Annotated in this window: 21 protein-coding genes; 4 read left to right on the forward strand and 17 right to left on the reverse strand. The window is 39.9% G+C overall.

All coding sequences use genetic code 11. The features are described from left to right. Window positions 1-196: 196 nt before the first annotated feature. From AUR67_RS09870 to AUR67_RS09890, 5 genes are all read right to left on the reverse strand, one after another. Window positions 197-673 carry a transcription elongation factor GreAB gene (locus AUR67_RS09870; RefSeq protein ID WP_058585145.1) on the reverse strand — a complete coding sequence of 159 codons (477 nt, stop codon included), beginning with the start codon at window positions 671-673 and terminating at the stop codon, window positions 197-199. Window positions 674-749: 76 nt separating this feature from the next. Beyond that, window positions 750-1,670 carry a protein translocase subunit SecF gene (gene secF, locus AUR67_RS09875; RefSeq protein ID WP_058585146.1) on the reverse strand — a complete coding sequence of 307 codons (921 nt, stop codon included), beginning with the start codon at window positions 1,668-1,670 and terminating at the stop codon, window positions 750-752. After that, window positions 1,667-3,478: a protein translocase subunit SecD gene (gene secD, locus AUR67_RS09880; RefSeq protein ID WP_058585147.1), complete on the reverse strand. Its 1,812-nt coding sequence runs from the start codon at window positions 3,476-3,478 to the stop codon at window positions 1,667-1,669. The genes secF and secD overlap by 4 nt, the downstream gene beginning before the upstream one ends. Before the next feature lie 74 nt (window positions 3,479-3,552). Further along, window positions 3,553-3,924, reverse strand: coding sequence for a hypothetical protein (locus AUR67_RS09885; RefSeq protein WP_152996515.1), 372 nt, complete (start codon window positions 3,922-3,924; stop codon window positions 3,553-3,555). Between the two features lie 198 nt (window positions 3,925-4,122). Beyond that, window positions 4,123-5,169, reverse strand: a complete 1,047-nt coding sequence (locus AUR67_RS09890; RefSeq protein ID WP_058585149.1) for an NAD(P)-dependent alcohol dehydrogenase — start codon at window positions 5,167-5,169, stop codon at window positions 4,123-4,125. Window positions 5,170-5,379: 210 nt separating this feature from the next. Here AUR67_RS09890 and AUR67_RS09895 point away from each other — a divergent pair, with 210 nt between their 5' ends. From AUR67_RS09895 to AUR67_RS09905, 3 genes are all read left to right on the forward strand, one after another. After that, on the forward strand, window positions 5,380-7,122 hold the full coding sequence (locus tag AUR67_RS09895) for an ABCB family ABC transporter ATP-binding protein/permease (RefSeq protein ID WP_058585296.1): 1,743 nt from the start codon (window positions 5,380-5,382) through the stop codon (window positions 7,120-7,122). Between the two features lie 74 nt (window positions 7,123-7,196). Continuing rightward, window positions 7,197-7,910 (forward strand): YebC/PmpR family DNA-binding transcriptional regulator, encoded by a 714-nt coding sequence (locus AUR67_RS09900; protein WP_054561631.1) that lies wholly within the window; start codon window positions 7,197-7,199, stop codon window positions 7,908-7,910. 53 nt (window positions 7,911-7,963) lie between these two features. Next, window positions 7,964-9,238 carry a protein kinase gene (locus tag AUR67_RS09905; RefSeq protein WP_058585150.1) on the forward strand — a complete coding sequence of 425 codons (1,275 nt, stop codon included), beginning with the start codon at window positions 7,964-7,966 and terminating at the stop codon, window positions 9,236-9,238. A gap of 35 nt (window positions 9,239-9,273) precedes the next feature. Here AUR67_RS09905 and AUR67_RS09910 read toward each other — a convergent pair whose 3' ends face one another. The 8 genes from AUR67_RS09910 to glk form a co-directional block, all read right to left on the reverse strand. Then, window positions 9,274-10,410, reverse strand: a complete 1,137-nt coding sequence (locus AUR67_RS09910; RefSeq protein WP_082665614.1) for a sterol desaturase family protein — start codon at window positions 10,408-10,410, stop codon at window positions 9,274-9,276. A gap of 173 nt (window positions 10,411-10,583) precedes the next feature. Further along, window positions 10,584-11,027 (reverse strand): hypothetical protein, encoded by a 444-nt coding sequence (locus AUR67_RS09915; protein WP_082665615.1) that lies wholly within the window; start codon window positions 11,025-11,027, stop codon window positions 10,584-10,586. A 21-nt stretch (window positions 11,028-11,048) separates the two neighbouring features. After that, entirely contained in the window at window positions 11,049-11,393 is a 345-nt protein-coding gene (locus AUR67_RS09920) for a hypothetical protein (RefSeq protein WP_058585153.1), read from the reverse strand. A 122-nt stretch (window positions 11,394-11,515) separates the two neighbouring features. After that, a complete protein-coding gene (gap, locus tag AUR67_RS09925) occupies window positions 11,516-12,520 on the reverse strand; it encodes a type I glyceraldehyde-3-phosphate dehydrogenase (protein WP_054551438.1) in 1,005 nt (334 codons plus the stop codon). Window positions 12,521-12,538: 18 nt separating this feature from the next. Beyond that, entirely contained in the window at window positions 12,539-13,159 is a 621-nt protein-coding gene (locus AUR67_RS09930; RefSeq protein ID WP_054551439.1) for a bifunctional 4-hydroxy-2-oxoglutarate aldolase/2-dehydro-3-deoxy-phosphogluconate aldolase, read from the reverse strand. Window positions 13,160-13,193: 34 nt separating this feature from the next. Then, on the reverse strand, window positions 13,194-15,044 hold the full coding sequence (gene edd, locus AUR67_RS09935) for a phosphogluconate dehydratase (RefSeq protein WP_058585154.1): 1,851 nt from the start codon (window positions 15,042-15,044) through the stop codon (window positions 13,194-13,196). A gap of 431 nt (window positions 15,045-15,475) precedes the next feature. Beyond that, entirely contained in the window at window positions 15,476-16,489 is a 1,014-nt protein-coding gene (locus tag AUR67_RS09940) for a LacI family DNA-binding transcriptional regulator (protein ID WP_058585155.1), read from the reverse strand. A gap of 22 nt (window positions 16,490-16,511) precedes the next feature. After that, the gene (glk, locus tag AUR67_RS09945) at window positions 16,512-17,510 is read right to left on the reverse strand and encodes a glucokinase (RefSeq protein WP_058585156.1); all 999 of its coding nucleotides are present in this window, start codon (window positions 17,508-17,510) and stop codon (window positions 16,512-16,514) included. A 415-nt stretch (window positions 17,511-17,925) separates the two neighbouring features. Here glk and AUR67_RS09950 point away from each other — a divergent pair, with 415 nt between their 5' ends. Continuing rightward, entirely contained in the window at window positions 17,926-18,945 is a 1,020-nt protein-coding gene (locus AUR67_RS09950; protein ID WP_058585157.1) for a LacI family DNA-binding transcriptional regulator, read from the forward strand. On the opposite strand, the gene AUR67_RS09955 is transcribed toward AUR67_RS09950, so the two are convergent. From AUR67_RS09955 to AUR67_RS09970, 4 genes are read right to left on the reverse strand one after another with little or no spacing between them, the layout of a single operon-like run. Beyond that, window positions 18,942-19,658, reverse strand: a complete 717-nt coding sequence (locus tag AUR67_RS09955; RefSeq protein ID WP_152996516.1) for a VpsP family polysaccharide biosynthesis protein — start codon at window positions 19,656-19,658, stop codon at window positions 18,942-18,944. The genes AUR67_RS09950 and AUR67_RS09955 overlap by 4 nt on opposite strands. 13 nt (window positions 19,659-19,671) lie before the next feature. Further along, window positions 19,672-21,873, reverse strand: a complete 2,202-nt coding sequence (locus AUR67_RS09960; protein WP_058585159.1) for a GumC family protein — start codon at window positions 21,871-21,873, stop codon at window positions 19,672-19,674. 28 nt (window positions 21,874-21,901) lie between these two features. After that, a complete protein-coding gene (locus AUR67_RS09965; protein WP_058585160.1) occupies window positions 21,902-22,423 on the reverse strand; it encodes a polysaccharide biosynthesis/export family protein in 522 nt (173 codons plus the stop codon). Further along, window positions 22,423-23,634, reverse strand: a complete 1,212-nt coding sequence (locus tag AUR67_RS09970; protein ID WP_058585161.1) for an outer membrane beta-barrel protein — start codon at window positions 23,632-23,634, stop codon at window positions 22,423-22,425. The genes AUR67_RS09965 and AUR67_RS09970 overlap by 1 nt, the downstream gene beginning before the upstream one ends. Window positions 23,635-24,042 lie beyond the last annotated feature (408 nt).

Raw genomic sequence — 24,042 nt, forward strand, 5'->3', positions numbered from 1 at the left:
ACCAATTAAGTGAACGCATGAGGCTAAACTTCACTTAACTAGATGGGTGCTTGAAATACCAATACGCAATAATTGGGAATTAAGCGTATTGCTATAAGCCTTAAGCTTGATGTGATTTATAGAGGTTTTTTTGCTTTGTGACCAACAAGATATTTTTTACTTGAAGATGAAATTTACTGATTAAAAATACCAATAATTAAATTAACTGTTCTATGACGTACAACTGTTTTTTGCCAGCAATAGAGAGTTCAACTTCATCATCTAGGCTCTTTCCAATCAATTGCTTACCTAACGGCGCTTCTCGGGTTACAACATAAATAGGCTGCTCTTTTACGGTTACCACTAAGCCACCTGCACTTGGGCCCATAAAAAACCACTTTTCGTTATCTTGCTCATCGATAAGACACACTAATGCACCTTCACGAACCTTTTTAAATTCGCTTTCTTTAAACACTGTATTGAATGACTGAATATCACGGTAGCATTCATTAACTCGCTCAGCTTGCCCTTGCGCTAAGTATGCAGCCTCTAAACCCAAGGTATCGTATTGAGTTTCAGCGACACTTTCTTCGTGAGTTGCAGCGTCATGAGCCGCTTTTGCCGCTGCTTTGGCGTTTTGCAGTTGTGCCTCTAGCGCAAAGCGTAAATGTTCAATTACGTGTGTTTTATTCATATCAAAGCAGTTAAAACAGAAAAGCCGCTATTCTATGGAAAAATAGCGGCTGATGAAAGTAAGTTATAAAACTGACTTACGGCATATCCATATATGCTTTGGTTTTATCATCCAGTGTTTGGGTGTAATTTTCTGAACTTAACCCCAATAACTGCGGCAAGGTAGCGGCGATACAAATCGATGAGAAGGTTCCCACCACAATGCCTGCAAATAACGCAATGGCAAAGCCCGTTAATGCAGCACCAGCAAGCAACCAAATACAGGCAATGGTCGCAAGTGTTGTGCCTGAGGTGATCAACGTACGTGTTAAGGTAGAACCAATTGCATCGTTAATCACAACATGGGTGTTAATGCGTTGATTGTCTGGCTGAATACGTAAAAGCTCTCTGACTCTGTCGCCAACAATAATTGAGTCATTTAATGAATAGCCAATAATAGCCAGTAAACTCGCCAGCACGGTTAAATTAAACTCAAGCCCTGTCAAGGAAAACAAGCCCAGCACTAAAGTTAAATCATGTAACAGTGCAACCACTGAGCCTACCGCGAGTCGCCATTCAAAGCGCACTGCAAGATAAACCATAATGGCAATCAGCGCCGCAAACAAAGCTAAACAACCTTGTTCAAAAAGCTCATCACCCACTTGTGAGCCTAAAAATGAGCTAGATAATACGCTATAGTCTACACCTTGCTCATTCAGCTCTGCTTGCCAAGTACTGGCTTTGCTAGCCTCTGGCGCTTCTCTTAAAACAAAGTGATATTCACCTGCTTTAGTGATGGTTAATTTGCTTGCAACCTCGGGGCTTAACTTTGCCTTTAAATCAGCAATTGTCGTGACTGACGTTGTGTTAATTTCACTGATGTAGCCACCTGTAAAATCAAGGCCAAAATTTAGCCCTTTTACAGATAAAACACCTAGACTCGCGATGACTAAAACACAGCTTAGCACAAGCCCTAAAACGCGTGCTTTACTCGCAGCAGTTAATGTTGACCAACTCATGCTTTAGCCCCCGTCAAATTAGTTAGTTTAATGTAGAGTGTTTGGCTAAGCGCTTTTGAAATATAAACGCCAGTAAAGACACTGGTTAATAGCCCAAGCGCTAACGTGATTGCAAAGCCTTTCACCGGCCCATAACCAATGGCGTATAAAATAATTGCCGTGATCATCGTAGTCACATTGGCATCAAAAATGGTCGTAAATGCTTGGTTATAGCCTTGTTCAATCGCTTGATATGTAGGCCTGCCTTTGCGTTTCTCTTCTTTAATTCGCTCAAAGATAATCACATTGGTATCCACTGCCATCCCTATAGTCAGAACAAGCCCTGCAATACCCGGTAAGGTCAGCACAACACCCGGCAATAACGACATTAAACCGACTAAAGCAGTTAAATTAAGGAGTAAAGCAATATTGGCAATCAATCCTAAGCGACGATACCAAAGCGCCATAAAAGCAAGGGTAATACCAATACCCAGCATTAACGCAGCTAAGCCGTGTTCAATGTTTTCACTGCCTAAACTTGGGCCTATGGTTTGTTCTTGAACGATTGTCACTGGCGCTGTGAGCGACCCTGCACGTAGTAAAAGCGCTAAATCGTAGGCTGCCTGCGGGCTTTTCATATTAGTGATGCTAAAACGAGAACTTAAATGCTGGGCAATATTTGCAACATTGATCACTTCGCTTTTTTTAACAACGTCGCCATTAGCATCCCGCGAGTATTCAGAATACACCGTGGCCATTGGTTTACCAATGTTGTGCTTCGAAAAAGCAGACATCGCATCGCCACCTTGCGAATCTAAACTGAGCTGAACTAAAGGCTTGCCCAATTCATCTTTGCCAATACTGGCATTATTGATGTGATCACCTGAAAAAATCGCAACAGGGTTTAAATTAACGACGCCACCGCCTTGTACATTAAACGCTTTACCACCTACTTCGACGACCTGGTAAAAATCAAGGGTCGCAGTTGCACCAATAATACGTTTAGCTTCTGATGGGTCTTGCACACCGGGTAACTCAATGCGAATGCGCTGCTTACCTTGTCTTTGCGTTACCGCTTCAGTGATACCAAGCTCTTCAATGCGACCACGCAGGGTTGTTAAGCTTTGCGCCATAACCTGTTTATTAAATTCGTTTTGGCTTTGCTCATTAAAATGCAGTAATACCGTGGTTAGGTTATTCGTTGTTGATTTAGTTTGCATCAGGCCTTTGAATTGACCTTGTAATGTTGAGACGAGCCCTACAAGTTGCCCCTCGCCGCTTGGTAAAATTTGTAGCTCAACCCCTTCTTTTACTTCACTTGCCCGAATACCACGGATTTTGTCTTTGCGAAGCGTCAATTTAGTTTGTTGATATACACTGTTTAAGTGCTCTTGCATTGCTTTATCTAGGTCAACATCAAGCACAAATAACACCCCACCATTTAAGTCGAGTCCCAATTTAATCGGTGAAAGACCCAGCTGCTGAAGCCATTGTGGGCTTGTCGCATGCTCAACAATTTTAGCCTCTAGCTGAGGGTATTGCGTTTTTATAAAGCTCAGCGCATTGGCACTTTGGGTAGGCTCAGCTAATAAAATAGCCAGCTGTGTTTGGCTATCATTGGCTTCAGTCACTTCAAAACCATGTTGATTTAGTGACGTTGTCACACTTTGCAGCGTCACAGTTTGACCTGGCAAGCTAATGTGCAACCAAGATTTGTTAGGGTAAAGGTTAGGTAGTGCACTAACCGCTAATAAAAAACACGCCGCTATCATAGCGACATAACTCATTTTTAGACGACGCCATAGCGCCGGCTTTGATTTATGTGACATACATGACTTCCTTCCGGCATCGCCTGCCGGTAAAAATTTAATTCCAAAAAATAAAAAGTAACGAAGGAAGTCGTTTAACTATGGTAGGTCGTATTGGCTTTGTACAAGAGGTTGGCGTCTTTCCAGCCACTAATGCGGGATTTTCGTTGAGTGGCTAATGCAAACCATGGGATCACACGCACAGCACCTGGCGGCGCTAAAAAGTGCTCTTTTCTCCAGTCTTCAGCAAAGAATTCAATTAATAGCTCGTAATCAGGGTCAACCTGACTGTGATAAAGAAATAATGATGAATTACTGGCAGTTAAACGCGGCACTAGGGTATCAAACCCCGATGGTTCTACCGGTTTAGGATGTTCAACTGTATGAGTTTGGGAAATAACTGGAGTTTTAGTCAGCTCGACTTGGAACAATTTAGTCGCAGCAAAGTGTGAGTGCGTGTCAGGCATAGCCATGCTCTGTGCACTAAAGAACACAGTAAATAGCAAGATAATGACTGAGAAAAACCGTAACAAGAACTGACCAATAAATTAAGTGGATAACATAGCTATAATGTGGGCAAAAAAATAAAACACAAGTTATTACTTAAATAAAAGTGACTAAAACAAAAGCGGGCCTAATTAAGCCCGCTTAGTAATTTAACTTTGTTAAACTTCTAATGATGACATGTCGATAACAAAGCGTGAGGCCATATCACCTTGCTTTAATTTATCGAATGCGTCATTTATTTGGTCCATTTTGATCATTTCAACTTCAGGTAAAATATTATGTAGTGCACAGAAATCGAGGATCTCTTGGGTTTGCGCTATACCGCCAATCAATGAGCCAGCTACACGGCGACGCCCCATTAATAATGGCACTGAGTTAGTCTCTTCAAGTTCACCCACTTGACCAACCAATACTTGCGTACCATCAATATCTAAAAGCGGAATATACGGTGTAAAATCGTGTTTTACCGGAATGGTATTAATGATCACATCAAATTGATTAGCATGCGCTTGCATGGCATCTTCATCGCTCGATACCAATAAATCTTTTGCGCCATAAGATAAAACCTGCTGTTTTTTCTTATCACTACGACTAATTGCCGTAACATGTGCACCCATTGCAGCTGCGATTTTAATTGCCATGTGGCCTAAACCACCTAAACCAATCACACCAACACGGCTACCTGGGCCCACATTCCACGTACGTAGTGGCGAATAGGTTGTGATACCCGCACATAAAATTGGCGCACATTTAGCAAGGTCTAAGCCTTCAGGCACACTTAGTACAAACTCTTCACGCACCACAATGTGTTTTGAATAACCACCTTGAGTGAGCTCACCACTAATGCGGTCTTGTCCTGAGTAGGTCCCTACCATACCTTCGCGACAAAACTGCTCTTCACCGTTATGACACTGGTCACAGCTTAAACAGCTATCAACCATACAACCCACAGCAACATTATCGCCCACTTTATATTTAGTAACGCCGCTGCCTACTTCAAGGACGCGACCAACGATTTCATGGCCTGGTACCACTGGGTACTGAGTCCAGCCCCAGTCGTTTTCTGCCGTATGTAAGTCTGAATGGCACACGCCACAATATAGAATTTCAATTGATACATCTTCATCACGAAGTGCACGGCGTTCAAAATGATACGGCTCTAATGGTTTTTCAGAATCATGTGCTGCATAACCGACGGTTTTCATGCTTACTCCTTAGTTTTCTTCGTGTTTTACTCATGCATTTAACTAATTTGCTAATGCGCTGGTGTATAATGCATTCAGTATAGATGTAAATTAACAAATTACACTTGCCTAAAACACGAAAGCTTTTGCCTATTTTTATCAAATTGATTTTAAGAGACCCTCATGCGTGGAATGAGCCGCAAAGAACAGGTGACGAGATCGCCTGATGCAATGAACCTATCACAAAGCATCAAAACACTCTGGCCCTATTTAATGAGCTTTAAAGGCCGAGTCATATTAGCCGTCTTAGCGCTTATTGCTGCAAAAGGCGCCACATTACTGATGCCTTGGGCACTAAAAGAAATAATTGACGCGGTTGATGCGAGTATCAACCCGCTATTAAGCGTTCCTATTGCCTTGCTCATCGCTTATGGTTTGCTGCGCTTTGCTAGTGTATTTTTTGGTGAAGTACGCGATGCGTTATTTGGCCGCGTTACAGAGCACGCAATGCGCCATATTGGCTTAAAAGTTTTTAAACATTTGCATAGTTTAGAACTTGCTTTTCACCTTGATAGGCAAACAGGCGGTATCAGTCGCGATATAGAGCGTGGCACAAGTGGCCTCAGCTTTTTAATGCGCTTTTTGATGTTTAATATTGTGCCAACCCTATTTGAAATAATCACAGTAGCCATTATTTTTGCAACCTTGTTTTCACCTTGGTTTGCACTGGTCACATTAATTGCGGTTGCTAGTTACATTGCTTTTACTGTGATTGTAACTCAGTGGCGTAACCGATTTATTCGTGAAGCAAATGCTGCCGATAACAACTCAAACACCCGTGCAATCGACAGCTTACTAAATTACGAAACCGTTAAGTATTTCAACAATGAACACTATGAAGCGAGCACCTACGACGGCTTTTTAGCTAAGTGGGAGCAAGCAAGGCTAAAAAATCGTTTATCGTTACTAGCCCTTAATTCAGGGCAAGCACTTATTATTGCCGCAGCTATTACAGCGCTAATGTGGCTAGGTGCCAGTTCAGTGGTCAATAAAGAGCTGACAATAGGTGAGCTTGTGATGATTAATGCCTACATGATCCAGCTATTTTTACCGCTTAACTTTTTAGGCTTTGTTTATCGTGAGATACGCCGTGCGCTGACTGACCTTGAAAACATGCTAGGACTGTTAAATCGCAAAGCCGCCATTAGCGATGACAAAGATGCAAAACCATTAAAAGCAACCAAAGCAGCTATCCGATTTGAAAATGTCTCTTTTAGTTACGACAAACAACGGCCAATTTTAAATAACTTAAGCTTTGAGGTTACATCTGGCAGCAAAGTGGCCATTGTGGGTGCCAGTGGCGCAGGTAAAAGCACTCTAAGCCGCCTGCTCTACCGCTTTTATGATGTTGATGCGGGTAAAATTTATATTGATGAGCAAGCAATCAACACAGTAACACTTGAGAGCTTGCGCCAAGCTATTGCCATCGTACCGCAAGATACCGTTCTATTTAATACCAGCATTCGCGAAAACATCGCCTACGGAAATCCAACGGCAAGCGAAGATGAAATTGATCAAGCCATAAGCCTTGCCCATTTAGATGGATTTATTGCCAGCTTAGATAAAGGCGATAAAACCCTTGTTGGTGAACGCGGTTTAAAAGTATCAGGCGGTGAAAAACAACGCATTGCAATTGCCAGAGCCATTTTAAAAGGTTCACCGATTTTATTATTTGATGAGGCAACATCGGCGCTAGATTCGCATTCAGAACAAGCTATTTTAAGTGCGATGCGTGAAGTTGCACAAAGACATACCAGCTTGGTTATTGCTCATCGTTTATCAACAATAACTGACGCAGACAAAATAATTGTTATGAAACAAGGACAGATTGTTGAGCATGGTCAACACCAACAACTGCTTGCAGCGAATGGTGAATACGCACGAATGTGGCAGTTACAGCAAAGCGAAGAATAAACACTGTTAACTAGTAGTTTAAATGATTAGAATAACCGCTTTATTTTTATCTATAACAAAAAGGCAACACGCAGATGGGCAGAGCTTATCAAAACAAAAAAGACTCAATGGCAAAAACTGCGGGTGCAAAAACCAAAGTTTATTCAAAGTACGGAAAAGAAATTTATATCTGCGCTAAGAATGGTGGTGTTGATCCCGATGGCAACTTAGCGCTTCGTCGCTTAATTGAGCGTGCTAAGAAAGACCAAGTACCTACGCATGTAATCGAGCGTGCAATCGATAAAGCCAAAGGCGGTGGCGGCGAAGATTACGTAGCAACTCGCTACGAAGGTTACGGCCCGGGCAACTGTATGATCATTGTTGACTGTTTAACCGACAACAACAAACGTACCTTTGCTGACGTACGTGTTTGTTTTACAAAAGCGAATGCAAAAATTGGTGCGCAAAACTCAGTATCACACTTATTTGACCACCTCGCTATTTTTGTATTTGATGGTGATGATGACGAGGCTGTTTTAGAAGCACTAATGATGGCTGATGTTGATGTAACGGATGTAGAAGTTGAAGACGGTAAAGTGACTGTATTCGCTCCACATACTGAGTACAACAATACCCGTACAGCACTTGAAGAAATGGGAATTACTGATTTCCACGAAGATCTAATTGCTTTTGTGCCGCAAGTAGAAGCACCCATTGAAGGTGAAGACGTTGAAGTCATGGAACGCTTTTTAGCCATGCTAGAAGACTGTGACGACGTACAAAACGTTTACCACAACGCACAGTTTTAATTAAAAAGGCCAACCAAGTTGGCCTTTTACCTTTTAGCCCAAAGGAATCAACATTGAATACCCTCGAAGAGTTAAAAGCCGGTTCTCTACAAGGTTTTACACGGCTTCAGCTTGTTGCAGAACTAACCGAATTGCCAAAAGAAATTTATACCCTAGCCGATACGTTAGAAATCCTCGATTTATCTAATAATCAGCTAAGTGATTTACCTGACGATTTTTACAAATTAAAAAATCTCAAACGGCTGTTTTTATCATTTAATCAGTTTAAACATATTCCAGACGTGCTAAGACAATGCCCAAACTTAATCATGGTGGCATTTAAAGGTAATCAAATTACTGAGCTTAAAGCGCACTGTTTACCAACGAAGATTGAATGGCTGATCTTAACTGATAATCAAATTCCCGCTTTGCCTGATACATTTGGTGAGTACAGCAAGCTTAAAAAGCTCGCACTGGCAGGTAATCAGTTAATTCATTTGCCAGCTTCAATGGCTAATTGTAAAGAGCTTGAGCTAATACGTTTAAGTGCCAATAAGCTTACAAAAGTTGAAGATTGGCTTTTAGCTTTACCGAAACTTGCTTGGCTTGCCTTCTCTGGTAACGATTTAAATCGCTCAACTAGCTTACACTGTGAGCAGTTTAGCAAAATCGCACTGGATGAATTCGAAGTTAAAAAGCAGATTGGCCAAGGTGCGTCTGGGGTCATTCATTTGGCCAATTGGCATCAACGTCCTGTTGCCCTCAAGCTATTTAAAGGCGAGATCACCAGTGATGGCTATCCACTTGATGAGCTAAATTGTTGTTTACAAGCCAGTAAGCATCCAAATCTCATTAAAGCATTGGGCTATGTCGATGAAGAGTCACAACTTGGTTTAGTGATGGAGCTTATCAATAAAGAGTTTAGTAATCTTGGTTTGCCACCCTCTCTTGCAACTTGTACCCGAGATACATTCGAAGACAACAGCCAGTATTCGCCAGAAATGGTACTAAAAATTGTCAAGCAAATGGCAAGTACCCTCGCCCATTTGCATCAAAAACAAGTAAGCCATGGTGACATTTATGCCCATAACAGCATGATCAATTCACATGGCGAGTTATTATTTGGTGACTTTGGTGCGGCAACAGACTTATCAATGCTGACGCCTAATCAACAGCAGCTATTAGAAGGCATTGAAGTGCGTGCCCTTGGTTATTTCATTGATGATCTACTGACCGTAGTGAGTGAAGAAAACGACATTACTAAGATGCTTACTGACATAGCTCAAGAGTGCTTAGCATTCAACTCAGACAAACGCCCTCGCTTTTCTGAGCTAGTTTCGCGATTATGAGTGTAGTTAATTATAAATAAAGCCTCTGTGAGGCTTTATTTTTGCTTTTTAAACGGGAACACCTGCTGCTTGAACATACCTTCGGGCATGTAATCGCCAACCACACCATATTTATCGGGCCACTCTGCTTGACCTTTCACAGCAGTGCCAAAAAGATAATCTAAAAAAGAAAAATGCGCAGCATAGTTACGGTCAATGGCCGCTTTATCAGAGGAATGATGCCAATGATGAAACTGAGGCGTAACCAGTACGTACTTTAACCATCCAAATTTCACCCGAACATTTGCGTGGTTAAACACGGCCTGAAAGCCAACAATAATGACATAGAGGCTAATAACATCCGATGGGAAGCCGAGCACAAAAATAGGCGTGAGTACTAAGCTGCGCGTCACGAGTATTTCTAAAATATGCTGACGAGAGCCTGCAAGCCAATCCATTTCTTTTGCACTATGATGCACGGCATGAAAACGCCAAAGCAATGGCACTTCGTGATAAGCCCTATGCACAAAGTACTGCATTAAATCAGCCACTAAAATGATCAAAAATAGCTGCAGTAAAAATGGCAGTTGAATAATAAAGCCTTGCACTGTATCAGACACAGCCCAGCCAAATGCGTGATGCACAAACTGATTGGTTGCAAGCAACACAAAACCAATAATTAAGTGATTAACAAAGAAATGATTTAAATCACCCTGCCACTCAGAGCGGAGAATATTTTGTTCTCTACGGTGCGGCAGTAGCTTTTCAATTAGAATAAAAATCAGTGTGGAGCCAAGTAAATCAAGAATGAACCAATCCAGCCCCAAGTACGGCGTATTATCTTTAAAGTCGCCCACTTCAACATTTGGCCCACCAAATGCAATAGCAAGTAAGATCAAAACCCAAGCCGTTGCACCGAGCCGCTTATTAGTATTACGAACAAAATTCAACAACCCTAAACTGCCTGAAATAATCAATGCCACAAACATCAGCTGGCGTAAAAACTCGACACTGTAGTTTTGCCTGAGCTCTGGGGTCGTTAAGTACTCTGGAAAATGAAAGGCTAACACCCCTAAACAGGATAAAACCGCTAAGAAGCAAGCAATATAGCCGCTGATATTGCCTTCACCTACTTGAAACTGCTCAGCCCTAAATAGCCGATGATAAAGACGTGTCATGATATGAAAATCCATTTATCAATTTTTTGCAGCATAACATAGAAGAATTTAGGAACAAATATACGCTAAGCCATCACTATCATGTGTACAGGACAAATTATTAACTAAGATAAGAGCTGTTTGATTTTATTGAACATCCATATCCTTATGAAACAATTTAGGCTTATATGATGTTAAGCTTTTTAATTTTACTGAAATGCTTTATCAAACTTATCTTGATCTAGGTATTTATCAAATGCACCTAAAGCATTACCCACACTTGGCTCAGCCATTAACTCTTGCATTGCAACTTCACCGACAATACCGAATGCGTTTTCCATTGCTCCCTGACCGCCGACTTCTATCGCCGCCTTTACTTGCTTTGGACAGTCTTCGGTTAATAAACGGGTAACTAATGCACCAACATAGCGATTAGTGTCATCTATATCTTGCTCTGTCACATTCGAGAAAGGTTTAATAATACTGTGCGTAGACATACCTAGATAAATCCACTTAGCTAGGTTCTTTCGTTCTTTGCCATTTAGTGAATCAGTTAAACACACTGCAAGTTGCTGTGCTTCTTCTGATGCTGAAACATAACTAGGCAGTAACGACATTACAAAGAATGAAGTAGTTAATAAGATTTTTTTCATTATTTTCCTCATAAACTGGGATTAACCATAGAATTCTACTTCAGTTTTTACACCAAAGGGTAAAATGAATTCTCTAAATTCAGGGTCCCCTTGCTGAGCTTTTGGATATTTAAGGTTATACATATTCTTTTTAAACATATTTAAGAATTGCTTATTTTGCAGCTTATTATCTAATACACTGACTTTGACAACATCACCCGCTTGATTAACTATCATCATAAATAAAATTTTATCATCAGATCGTCTGAAGTCGTCTTTTGCTTTTGTTATCACATCTTTGGGAATATTAAAATCGGGTAGGTTTTTATCTTGTGTTGATGAGCAAGACACTAACAAGAGACATAAAGGTATTAAAAATTTATTCATCATCTGTCCCTAAAAATGTTTAAAGACAAGATACTGTGAATAAATGCTTTTATCCAGCAAAAACCAAAAAAGCCACGATAAACGTGGCTTTGTTGGATAAAGCTTAAACTTTTACTGTTCTATTATAAGAACTGACCTAGCGCTTTAACTTGGTCTAACATGCGGTTTGAGAAACCCCACTCGTTATCGTACCAAGCCATCACTTTAACAAGCTTACCATCTACTTTAGTTTGGGTAGAATCGAAGATTGAAGACGCAGGGTTGTGGTTAAAGTCGATAGAAACAAGTGGTAGTTCGTTGTATTCAAGAATACCTTGCATTGCACCTTCTGATGCAGCTTTAACTACTTCGTTGATTTCTGCTGCAGTTGTTTCACGCTTAGCAACGAACGTTAAGTCTACTAAAGAAACGTTGATTGTTGGTACACGTACTGCCATGCCGTCAAGTTTACCCGCAAGTTCAGGAAGTACTAAACCAACTGCTTTAGCTGCACCTGTTTTCGTTGGGATCATTGACTGAGTTGCGCTACGTGCACGGTATAAGTCTGGGTGATAAACGTCAGATAAGTTTTGATCGTTTGTGTAAGCATGAATTGTTGTCATGCTACCTTGCTCGATACCTACTGTATCGTTGATTGCTTTTGCAATTGGCGCTAAACAGTTTGTTGTACAAGATGCATTTGAAATGATGTTGCTGTCAGCGTTTAATACTTCGCTGTTAACACCATGAACAACTGTTGCATCCATGTCCGTGCCTGGTGCAGAAACGATTACTTTTTTAGCACCCGCTTCAATGTGTTTAGCCGCTGCGTCACGTGAAGTGAATAAACCAGTACATTCTAAAACGATATCTACGTTTAGAGCTTTCCAAGGAAGGTTTGCTGGATCACGCTCTTGTGTAAGGGTAATTTCATCATTACCAATTAGCATGGTGTTTTCAGCAAGTGTTACTTTTTGAGAAAATTGACCGTGTACTGAGTCAAATTGAGTTAAATGCGCGTTAACATTTGCTGGTGCTAAATCGTTGATTGCAACGATTTTGATTTCGTTGTTTTGAGCTGACTCATAAAGGGCACGTAATACGTTACGACCAATACGTCCATAGCCATTAATTGCAACATTAATCATTCTAATATCTCCCGTTAATTATTTTACTTCACTTGCTTGGCGAGCAAGCGCTTCAATGGCTTGCCAGTCTTTGTTTTCAATAAGTTGTTTATCTAGCATCCAAGTACCACCTACACAGATTACGTTTTTAAGTGCCAGGTAATTAGGTGCTGTTTCAAGGCTAATTCCGCCTGTAGGGCAAAAAGTTACTTGTGGTAAAGGGCCACCAATTGATTTCAGCATTGCTGTGCCACCTGCTGCTTCTGCAGGAAAGAACTTTAAGAACTTAAAGCCATGGCTTGCTAATTTCATTACTTCACTTGGTGTTGCTGCACCTGGTAAAAATGGAATATCCGTGTCTTTAGCCAGTGCTAATAATTCGTCGTTTACACCTGGGCTAACCATGAAGTCAGCACCGGCTTCAACAGATGCATTAAATGTTGCTTTATCAACCACGGTACCTGTGCCAACGTATGCTTCTGGTACGGCTTCTTTCATTAGCTTTACAGCTTCTGCCGCAATCGGCGTACGTAAAGTAATTTCTAGTGCTTTTAAGCCACCGTTATAAAGCGCACGTGCAAGGGGTGCTGCATCTTCAAGTTTTTCGATAACAACAACCGGTACCACAGGTGCCGATGATAAAATTTTCTCAATGCTCATTGTTTGTTCCTCATAGCCCAGTAACGGCGTATTATTATTCTAAACCAAAGGCACTTGCGCCAAGGTCTGCACTACTTACTATATTTCTGAAACCTGCGAATAACTCTCGGCCTGTACCATATGTTTGGCTTGGTTGGCTAAGTTGTAATTCACGTTTTGCTAATTCTTCATCGCTTACGTGTACTTTCAATACACCCGCTGGTGCATCAAGGGTCACTAAATCACCTTCGTGAATTTTTGCGATTACACCACCTTCAACCGCTTCTGGTGCTAAGTGGATTGCAGCAGGAACTTTACCTGATGCACCCGACATACGGCCGTCAGTCACAATCGCCACTTTGTAGCCTTGGTCTTGTAGTGTTGCCATTACTGGCGTTAATTTATGAAGCTCAGGCATGCCTTTGGCTTTTGGACCTTGCTCTTTAAGTACAGCAATAAAGTCTGTGTTTAATTCACCGCGGCTATACGCTTCTTGTAACTCACCTTGTGAGCTAAATACTTTAGCTGGCGCAGAAACAACTTGGTGTGACTCAGCCACTGCCGATACTTTAATAACAGCTTTACCAAGGTTACCTGTAAGAAGCTGTAAACCACCCTGCTTGCTAAACGGATTATCAATTGGACGTAACACTTCTTCATCGTGTGATTTTTCAGGACACGCTACCCATTTAACTTTGCTTGGGCCAGTGCTGTTAGTCATGATCACTGATGAATCTTTATCTAGCATTGGCTCTGTGGTGTATGCTTCTAAGCCCTCACCCACAATCGTTTTCACGTCGTTATGTAAGTAACCTTTGCTTAGCAGTTGCTTCATTAAGAAGCCCATACCGCCTGCTGCTTGGAAGTGGTTCACATCTGCTGAGCCGTTCGGGTAGATACGTGTAAGAAGTGGCACAACTTCTGATAAGTCAGCCATGTCTTTCCAAGTAAGGATTACACCCGCAGCTTTCGCAATTGCTACTAAGTGGATTGCGTGGTTCGTTGAGCCGCCTGTTGATAACAAGCCAACTAAACCATTAATAATTGTTTTTTCACTTACTACGTCTGCAAGGCAGTTAGCGTTTTTTGTTTCGATTAACTGCTTTAACATGGTTTCTACAGCATGACCTGTTAAACCATCACGTAGTTCTGTGTAAGGGTTAATGAAAGAGCTACCTGGTAAATGTAGACCCATGATTTCCATTAACATTTGATTCGAGTTTGCCGTACCGTAGAAAGTACAGGTACCTGCACTGTGATACGATGCGCTTTCTGCTTCTAAAAGCTCTTCACGGCTTACTAAGCCCTGTGCAAATTTTTGACGTACACGGGCTTTTTCTTTATTCGGGATACCCGACTGCATTGGACCTGCTGGTAAGAAATAAGTTGGTAAATGACCAAATGATAAGGCACCAATTAAAAGTCCAGGGACAATCTTGTCACATACACCTAAACAGAAAACACCGTCGAACACGTCATGCGATAAAGAAACCGCAGTTGACATTGCAATCACATCACGCGAGAACAGTGAAAGCTCCATACCATCACGGCCTTGTGTAACACCATCACACATAGCAGGTACGCCACCAGCAACCTGTGCTGTAGCATCAAACTTAGTGGCAAGGCTTTTGATGATTTCTGGATAGTCTTTGTAAGGTACATGCGCAGAAAGCATGTCGTTATAAGCGTTGATGATAGCTAGATTTGGTTGCTCGTCTGATTTTAAACGAGCTTTGTCATCGCTGCTACAAGCAGCCATAACGTGTGCAATATTACCACAGCCTAAACCTGCACGAACTCTTGTTTGTTTTTTTGCGTGCGCGATTCGCTCTAAATAAGCTTGGCGGGTCTCTTTACTGCGTTCGATAACGCGTTCGGTGACTTCTTGGATACGAGGATGCAACATATAAATTCGACTCATCTCTATAGTTAGAGGATAAAGGCTCAGTAACAATTACAGACTCCACGAAAATAATTGTACTGAGCAACTTTGATTTACCCGTTCAAAGGTACGCTGACAGGCTGTCTCTCACAACCAACCTGACACCGGTGTCACTGTATTAACTCATGACTGTGACACCGGTGTCAACCTTATCTGTTAAATTTAGTTTAATTTTTTTAAATGACCAAATAATGAACAATTTAATTTTAGTAGAATATGAGTAGAATTCATGTGAAGTACCACTATCAAAGGCCTATAGACAAGACAAGCTTTGAGGTTTGTTTTATTTAAAAACAGAAACTTATAGCGTTTTTATGAAATGTTTAAGTCCTAAATAAAAAAGCCCGAGAACGCGTCACTCATTCTCGGGCTACTGTGAAAAAACAAGATGAAATTTATTTAATTGCTGCTGTCGACTCACGAGTAATGAGTTTAGCTTCAAGGGTTACTTGATAAGGCGACTCTTGTGGCTCACCAATATGAGTGATCAATTGCTTAACTGCTTGCTGAGTCATTTCTTCAACCGGTTGTGCGATAGTTGTTAAGCCTGGCCAGATATGACGTGCAATTGGTGCGTTATCAAACCCAGCAATAGAAATATCATCTGGCACTCTTAACTGCATTTGCGTAGCAAGCTTTAGTACCGCCGCTGCCATGTAATCATTTGAAGCAAATACCGCTGTTGGGCGAGGGTTCAAATCTAAGATTGTACGGGCACTATCAACACCAGAGTGATAACTGAAGTTACCTTCTTCAACTAAGCGTTCATCAAACTCGATACCATTTGACGCAAGCGCTCTTCGATAACCTTTAAAACGCTGCTCTGTCGCACTGTGATCAGGGTGACCTTTGATGAAGGCGATTTCTTTATGGCCCAGCTTAATAAGATGCTCTGTTATTTCAAAAGCCCCCTGCTCGTCGTTACTTCTTACCGAAATAGAGTCGTCTTCAAGTACCGCAGATGCGACGCGAGCATACGGGATCTTTTTCGACTTTAAAAAGCTTACAAGTTCAGGAAAATCAGAAAATGGTGGGGTTAGTACAATGCCGTCTAAACGTGAGGTTTGAATTAATTGCTCAATGTTACTAATTAATTCTTCGCCGCGTAATTCACATGGGTGGATCAATAAATTGTAGTTAAGCTCATGACATGCCGCTAAAGCACCAGTTTGCACACGGGTAATATAGCTTTTACTCGGATTGTCGTACAAGCAACCAATAATAAAACTACGGTTTTGTGCCAAACCACGAGCGATTGGGTTTGGTGTGTAATCAAGCTCTTTAAATACTTTGAGTACTTTTTCGCGCGTTGCATCACTCACGTTAGGCTCATTGTTAAGCACGCGAGATACTGTTTTTTTCGATACACCGGCATAGCTGGCGACACTGTTGATGGTTACTTTCTTCATCCGCTCTACATCCAACTGCTAATTACGCGTTACTTTTAACATGTATACACGCAGCAGCACCAATGAATGGAATGTTGTCTTGTGTTACAAGCGTAACGGGGATCTGTGAAGTATATTGCGACATAATGCCTTTGTCTGCAAAACGCTCAACAAATCGACTAGATAATAGACGTTGTTGCATACGAGGTAAAATACCACCGCCAATAAATACGCCACCTAATGCGCCAAATGTCAGGGCTAAGTCCCCTGCTACGCTGCCAATCCAATCACAAAATTGATTAAGTGTTGCATCACAGACTTCACACTGACCAGTGGTTGCAAGCTCACTGATTTGTGCAGCATCTAGATTCTTTGCTTCAACACCTTTTACTGCTGCCATAGCACGGTATAAATGCGCGATACCTGGACCCGAGAACACGGTCTCAACAGATACATGATTTAACTGCTTTTTAAGCTCAGTGATTAACTGGCGGTCTAACTCTGTCACTGCCGCAAGGGTAATATGCCCAGCTTCACAGCTAAGAACAGCGCTGCCTTGTGATGTGCGAACTAAACACGCTGCACCAAAACCTGTACCTGGCCCCATAACTGCGATATTCGCATTTTCATCAGCCTGGCCTGCTTTAACAGCCATATTTTGCGAATCATCTAAATAAGGCGCCGCATGAGCAAATGCTGCAAAATCGTTGATTACTTCAAGTTGTTCAAATGAAAACTCTGCTTTTAAATCTGCAACGTTAAAGTGCCAGCCAAGGTTTGTTAAGTGAACTTGGCCTGCTTTAATCGGTCCAGCTACTGCTAAACATGCGCGGTTTGGCTTAGGAAACGAAATTTGGCTGAAGTACTGGTCAATCGCACTTTCTAAAGAGCCAAAATCTGCACTAGGAAAAGTTAAATTGTGCTCGATAACAAACTGGTTAGTTTGTGCATTAAAGTCAGTGATTAAAGCGAAACGAGCGTTAGTGCCGCCGATATCGGCAACAAGAATAGGAGCGAATTCTGTGGTTGTCTGTGTGTTCATGATGTTTTCTCTATTTGTCTAAGCTAGTTGCCGCTTATTGTTCTAGTTTTCAATGGCAAAGCCACTGTGTCTGCTAAACTTTGGGTCATTGCCTCAAAGAAGCTATCTTTTGTATTAAAAAAATGCTGCCCAAATGAATGGGCAGCCAAATACGTTTTGACAACAAAATGATAAAACAGTGATATTATGACACCGGTGTCAGATTAGGATCAATAAAAATTTTCATTATTTGTGCATGCATACGTATTTATTGATAAAACCTGCGTATTAAGTATCGAAAAAGCATTTATATACGCATAAAAAATGCCTAGCTGTGTACAGAACAGCCACACACACGCCACTTGTCACAAATAGCTTGAAAAAAATATTAAATAGCCGAAAATGGCAATTACTACTTCTGTTATTTGGTAACCATATGAAAGGTAAGGCGACATCTTTTGACATTGCACATTATGCGGGTGTGTCGCAGTCAACCGTGTCTCGCGCGCTGCGAAATAGCCCTTTGGTCAACGAAGAAACGCGTCGACGTGTTCATGAGGTAGCAAAACAGCTCAACTATAAAGTTGATAAAAATGCCAGTAACTTAAGAACTCAACAAAGTAGTACCCTCGCCCTGTTATTATTTGAAGATCCCACTTCGGATGAATCACAAATAAACCCTTTCTTTTTGGCGATGCTGGGCAGTATTACAAGAGCTTGTGCAAAAGAAGGCTACGACTTACTGGTATCGTTTCAGTCGAGCAGCTCCGATTGGCAAGCCGATTACGAAGACAGCCACCGTGCAGATGGCTTAATACTGCTTGGTTATGGTGATTACCTCGATTATCAACCTAAATTTAAAACCTTAATTGACCAACATACTAAGTTTGTCTGTTGGGGTGCCAGCGTAGACAACCGCCCTGATTTAACGGTCAGCTGCGATAACTACGGCGGTGGTAAATTAGCAGCAGAACATTTACTCGCAACAGGTAGAACTGATTGTGCATTTATTGGTGATGCTTCTGATCATAGCCCTGAGTTTTTTGCTCGCTACCAAGGTTTTAAAGATGCATTCTTAGCCAAAGGCGTGGCTTTAAACGAACGTAAAATGGCGAATGCGATTTCTACTGAAGAATCTGGCTATCACGCGACTCGTTCCCTCATAGCAAATAACATTCGTTTTAACTCATTGTTTGCCGCCAGTGACCTTATTGCTATTGGTGCTATTCGCGCCTTGAAAGAAGCAAAAATAAAGGTCCCTGATGATGTACACGTTGTTGGCTTTGATAACATTGCGGTTGCTAGCTTTGTAAACCCACCACTTACCACTGTTCAGCAAGACACCACCCTCGCCGGGCAAATGTTGGTCGATAACCTGCTCAAACTCATTCGTGGTGAAGATGTAAAGAATACACTTTTACCACCGCGTTTAATTATTCGCGGTTCGAGTGTTTAGAGATATTCTTTACAATAACTTTTAAATTTATAAGTACTTCGAATTTGTTTGTAATTGTCAGAAAACATCAATGATAAGCATAATAACTTTTGCTTATCATATCTTTTTGCATACTCAAAAAGCTGCAAAGCCTTATAACCATGCCTCATAGCTAAAGCTAACTCATTGACATATAACTGTCTAAATTCAGGTGTTAAAAAATCCCAATTTTGCATTGCAATTGTTATAGCACCAACATGTACATCTAAAATATATGGACCATTATATTTTGCTTGTAATAAAGCCTCATAAACAGTTTGGCTAGCTCCTTGTTGGTGGCTTTTCACGTGGGCTAATAAAACCCATGTTGCAGGCCAAGTTTCTCGATATTCTAAAGACCGAATTAGATTTTTTTCAATGATGTTAAGAGTAGAAATATTTTTGTTGCTTGAAGAAAAGTTTAGAAGTTGTAAATCAACATAAGATAGCATGTGTAAATAATGAGGATGAGTAGGCTCTAATAGAACAGACTTTTCAAGTGCTATTTTTGCACTACTAAGTTTTTTTTCAGCCTTACTTTTATCAATTGCAGTATTAACCGCTTTAATTTCATTCACCGCGCTAAAATACCAAGCATTCGCCCGAATACTATTGAAGCTCACTATAGAGACATATATAACAACAGTAGCTAAAAGTAATACATGAAACGTTTTTTTGTAATAGTGTGTATTCACATTAGCAACTTAATTATGCATTTTGAGTGTCTGTATAATCATGGTAGTCGTAATACCCATATTCTTGATCTTCTGTCGCTTTTCTCATATCAAATTGGTTTAGGACAATTCCAGCGATATGTGCCTTAGATTCGAACAGACGCTCCACGCCAGCATTAATCGCTTTAACTCTAGTTGAGTCAGCTTTAACAACATATACAACTGAGTCAGAGTATTTTGCAATTACAAGGGAGTCACTCACCGCTTGTGTCGGAGGTGTGTCAATTATAATGTGATCAAATCGTGTCTTTAGTTCATCTAATGTTTGAATAAAATCATCACTCGATAGTAATTCTAAAGGGTTCGAAGGAACTTGCCCACTAGATAGAATACTAAGCTTTGATAACTCATCCTTTACGATACATTCCGTAATAGTTTTAGTACCTACAATTAGATTACTCAAACCTGGTTGGAATGCTGGAATATCAAAGCGCTTACCAATACTTGGTTTGCGTAAATCAGCATCTATCAATAAAACAGAGCCCACCTGAGCGAGAGACATAGCTAAATTAATAGAAGTTGTCGTCTTCCCTTCTGAAGGTGAACTTGAAGTTACAGTAATAACTTTTAGGTCTCTCTCTGTTTGGGTTATTAGCAAACTTGTTCTAAATGTTCTTACAGCTTCGGAAAACTTTTTAAAATTATCGTCCAAATATGCATGTATCGGGAGTTTTTCCTTACGAGATAATTTAACAAACGGGATGATCCCTAACATTCTCTGTGATGTCTTACTTTCAACATCAAACTTTGATTTAACAGTATCATTAAGTACATCAAAAATAAGACACATGCCTACAGCAAAAACTAGACTCACAATAAATGCCAAAATTATTATCAATTTTTTGTTGGGTTTAGCTGGTAACTTTGGAGCATATGCTCGATCGGTAAAACGAGCTGTTGCAGCAGTAAAATCACTAGTTACTTCTGTTTCTTTTGAGCGAGATAAGAAGGTGTCAAAAATTTTACGATTTGTTTCAACATCACGTTTTAACTGATTATATGTCGTTTCTTTACTAGTAATATCCTGATATTTATTTCGTATTTCATTTAAATCTCTTTCAAGCGCAAGTACTGTACGTGAAACACGGTTAAGTTCTTTTTGAATACCTGAGACCAGGCCTTTAATTTGTTTATTAAGATTTAATTTAACAGCAGCCAACTCCGCCTTAGCCGAGATCATTTTTGGATGCTTTTCCCCGTATACTTCTGATAAATCACTTACTTTACGTTCAACTAATATAACTTCTCGCTTTACGTCTTGAATAACTTTGTGTGATGTTATCTCAGGCATATTCCCTAATAACTCCACATCGAGATCGCCGTATTCAGAAATAACCCTACTGATGCTTTGTAGTTTATTTTTTTCTGCTCGTACAGCCACTAATTGCGAAGATATTTGCTCAATTTCTTGTGTTACAAGCCCAGCAATCCCCTCAATATCAACTAAGCCTTGCTGCTCTCTAAATTGCTGTAATTTTGCCTCAGAGTTATCTAATTGAATACGTAATTGTGATAAGCGTGTATTCAACCAGGATGAAGCTTGTTGTGTTATACCAAGTTTAGCTTTTATTTGGCTCTCAATATAAACTTCACCGATCGTATTTGCTACAAGTGCAGCCAGTCTCCTATCACTTGATTCAAAACTAATATTAACCAATTGAGTTTTATTTATAGGGTTAACTGAAAGACGTGATTTAAATTTATCAAGCAACTCTAACATTCGTTGTTCTTGTTGCTCTTCAAGGCTTAACAAGTCATCAGAATCCTGAGTAGGCAAAAAAGGAATTACCCCTTTAAGGTATGATTTTAACTCACCAATAAGCGAAGGTTTAGATATAAAGTCTGGATGTTCCGATAAATTAAGTTTTGTTATTACTTCTCTAGCTTTACTATCAGATTTGATTACTTCGAATTGTGTTAAGTAATACTCTTTTTGATTTGAGTTTAATCCATAGATTTCTTCAAAGCTAACTGCTTTTGCTTGCTCGGCTTCAATTAAAAGTGTTGCAGTTGCAATATACTGGGGGGTTAATTTAAAAGTAACCATCCCTGCAAGTAACGTAGCTAAAACTACGAATGTTAGAATACGCCACTTAGCTCTAAAAACCACTTTAAAGAGCGCTAAAACATCTATTTCTTGCTCATAATTATTCGTAGTATTATTATTTTTTTCCATTAAATATAAACCTTAACTACCCTTACCGCTAAAATAAACGCTGTTCAATTTTCACCGTATCACCGGCTAAAATTTGGCTGTTCAAAGTTGCCTTTTCTTCTTTATCTTTTGTATGCTCTTTAAATAGAAATATTTTATCCGTCGAAGCTCTTTCTGTAAGACCGCCAGCTAAAGCAACTGCTTGGTTAACAGTCATTCCGGGTTGATAAGAATAAGCGCCAGGATGTTCAACTTCACCATGTATATAAAAAGGTCTATATTCAACAACCTGAGTGTAAACATTCGGATTAACTAAGTAATCAGGCTGCAACCCATTAACTATCAACTCCTCTACCTCTGCAGTATTTAGCCCAGCTAATTTAATTTTCCCTAAAAACGGATAATTTATATCACCGCTATTTCCTAATAATGCTTCAACTGCTAAATCTGGTTGGCCAAACACCCTTATTTCTATTTTATCTCCAGGACCCAAAGTGTAATTTGAAGATAAATTCGCCTTAACTGAATTAGAGAAAGCTAAAAAAACTATTAAAAAAATATAAATTTTCATTACTTTTTCCTTAACCCAAATGTAAAGTTAATTCCAAATAGCACTCGATCAAATTCAATATTAGATTCGGTTGATTGCTTATCTAAAAAATCTATATAGGGAGAAACTAAGAAAACATTATTTAGTGAATAGTTTAAAGACAGCCTAGTAGTTTCAGTTTTATCTTTTCGGCCAACATCACCAGTATAGTCTTCATTAACATAACTAAAGCTAATAAGAGACCCTAAACTTTCATTCCACTCATGACTCCAATATAAATTATAAGTACTTTCTTTAATAAAATCCCCTTCAACTAAAGGATCTTTTGCTGAACGACTGGTATTAAATTTAAATGATGAGTAAGTTAAGGGCTGCCATATTATGTCCCCTTCCCAACTTAAGCCTGAAAAATTCTCTCTTTCTGTGTCTTTAAAATCCTTTTTCTGATAACCAACTTTAAATGAGCCGGATGTAATTGCTGTAGCCTCCCATTCAATACCGAGCAAAACTTTATGATCATCAGAGTCACGAGATATGCCACTTAACTGTATTACATCATAGCGGTAACTTTCTGTTTTAAGCTCTAAAAAAGAGCGTGTCCCTGCCTGTGTATTATAATAACCAGTTACGCCAAAGAGGGTCTTATCATAATTACGATATTGAGAAATAGATTCAAAGTTTTGATAGTCTTTGTTGTAGTAGCCAGCTTTGAAAGCAATTTGAGCTGCAGAGCTCATAGCCCCATACTCATAATCTAGTAAAATATTTTGTTGAGTATATTCAACTGGTTCACTTGCTAAATCACCTAGCCCTTCAGTTAATCCACTACCTCGAGGCTCATACAGCCAATCAGCAGACGCCGAAAAATCAAGGCGTTGACGACTTGAAAACTCATGATGCGTATTTGCTTTTAAGTTTATTTGCGTAAAGTTATCTGCTGAATCTATATTGTGTAAATTCGTTAATGTTGCTGCATTAAAGTTATACTTATTAACACCATCTTCTATAATGGCATCAATAGTTGGAGCAAAAGTCCAAATTAACCTACTTTCCTCATCTTCAGGGGTACTAAAAAAGTTATTGGTATGTCCGACTCCAGCCATAAGTGTTGGGGTAAGTTCAACACCATTGTTGGTCATGTAACTTCCAGGTTCAAACTTCTGAGCCATAGTAGCAGTAGTGAACATTGATATCGCAATGTATATAGGCACACCTTTTGTAAGCATTCTCATTTTCAAATCCCTTAATGATTAATAAAAATATAATTTTTATATCAAGCCACAAAGACCTATATACAACGGAGGTCGAACTCAACACACTTTCGATTAACTACGACTCTAACATTTAGCCAGCCGTAAATTTCTTACAAGTAAATAGCATTTTTTTACTTTTATATCTAAAACCTTAAATCATCCAATGCATTTTAAACTTAAACATAAACCCTTAAAATTAAAAAGGACAACCCACAATCTATAATTGTGGTTCTGTTATAACAATATCACCAAATTAATTTTATAAACTTAATCAACGACAACGTACTAAAAAACTTTAATAACCTTAAAGCCAAAAGTTAAAACATAAATTTTGACAGTCACTTAACATTTAAAGCAACCAACTTATAGTTAAAATTTAATCAATAT

The sequence above is a fragment of the Pseudoalteromonas sp. XI10 genome, from assembly GCF_001469895.1.
In the GTDB taxonomy this organism is placed as follows: Bacteria; Pseudomonadota; Gammaproteobacteria; order Enterobacterales; family Alteromonadaceae; genus Pseudoalteromonas.

Excerpts from the sequence above, each read along its gene's own strand:
- AUR67_RS09870 (WP_058585145.1), bottom strand. The coding sequence starts at position 673 with ATGAATAAAACACACGTAATTGAACATTTACGCTTTGCGCTAGAGGCA.
- secF (WP_058585146.1), bottom strand. The coding sequence starts at position 1,670 with ATGAGTTGGTCAACATTAACTGCTGCGAGTAAAGCACGCGTTTTAGGG.
- secD (WP_058585147.1), bottom strand. The coding sequence starts at position 3,478 with ATGTCACATAAATCAAAGCCGGCGCTATGGCGTCGTCTAAAAATGAGT.
- AUR67_RS09885 (WP_152996515.1), bottom strand. The coding sequence starts at position 3,924 with ATGCCTGACACGCACTCACACTTTGCTGCGACTAAATTGTTCCAAGTC.
- AUR67_RS09890 (WP_058585149.1), bottom strand. The coding sequence starts at position 5,169 with ATGAAAACCGTCGGTTATGCAGCACATGATTCTGAAAAACCATTAGAG.
- AUR67_RS09895 (WP_058585296.1), top strand. The coding sequence starts at position 5,380 with ATGAACCTATCACAAAGCATCAAAACACTCTGGCCCTATTTAATGAGC.
- AUR67_RS09900 (WP_054561631.1), top strand. The coding sequence starts at position 7,197 with ATGGGCAGAGCTTATCAAAACAAAAAAGACTCAATGGCAAAAACTGCG.
- AUR67_RS09910 (WP_082665614.1), bottom strand. The coding sequence starts at position 10,410 with ATGGATTTTCATATCATGACACGTCTTTATCATCGGCTATTTAGGGCT.
- AUR67_RS09915 (WP_082665615.1), bottom strand. The coding sequence starts at position 11,027 with ATGAAAAAAATCTTATTAACTACTTCATTCTTTGTAATGTCGTTACTG.
- AUR67_RS09920 (WP_058585153.1), bottom strand. The coding sequence starts at position 11,393 with ATGAATAAATTTTTAATACCTTTATGTCTCTTGTTAGTGTCTTGCTCA.
- gap (WP_054551438.1), bottom strand. The coding sequence starts at position 12,520 with ATGATTAATGTTGCAATTAATGGCTATGGACGTATTGGTCGTAACGTA.
- AUR67_RS09930 (WP_054551439.1), bottom strand. The coding sequence starts at position 13,159 with ATGAGCATTGAGAAAATTTTATCATCGGCACCTGTGGTACCGGTTGTT.
- edd (WP_058585154.1), bottom strand. The coding sequence starts at position 15,044 with ATGTTGCATCCTCGTATCCAAGAAGTCACCGAACGCGTTATCGAACGC.
- AUR67_RS09940 (WP_058585155.1), bottom strand. The coding sequence starts at position 16,489 with ATGAAGAAAGTAACCATCAACAGTGTCGCCAGCTATGCCGGTGTATCG.
- glk (WP_058585156.1), bottom strand. The coding sequence starts at position 17,510 with ATGAACACACAGACAACCACAGAATTCGCTCCTATTCTTGTTGCCGAT.
- AUR67_RS09950 (WP_058585157.1), top strand. The coding sequence starts at position 17,926 with ATGAAAGGTAAGGCGACATCTTTTGACATTGCACATTATGCGGGTGTG.
- AUR67_RS09960 (WP_058585159.1), bottom strand. The coding sequence starts at position 21,873 with ATGGAAAAAAATAATAATACTACGAATAATTATGAGCAAGAAATAGAT.
- AUR67_RS09965 (WP_058585160.1), bottom strand. The coding sequence starts at position 22,423 with ATGAAAATTTATATTTTTTTAATAGTTTTTTTAGCTTTCTCTAATTCA.
- AUR67_RS09970 (WP_058585161.1), bottom strand. The coding sequence starts at position 23,634 with ATGAGAATGCTTACAAAAGGTGTGCCTATATACATTGCGATATCAATG.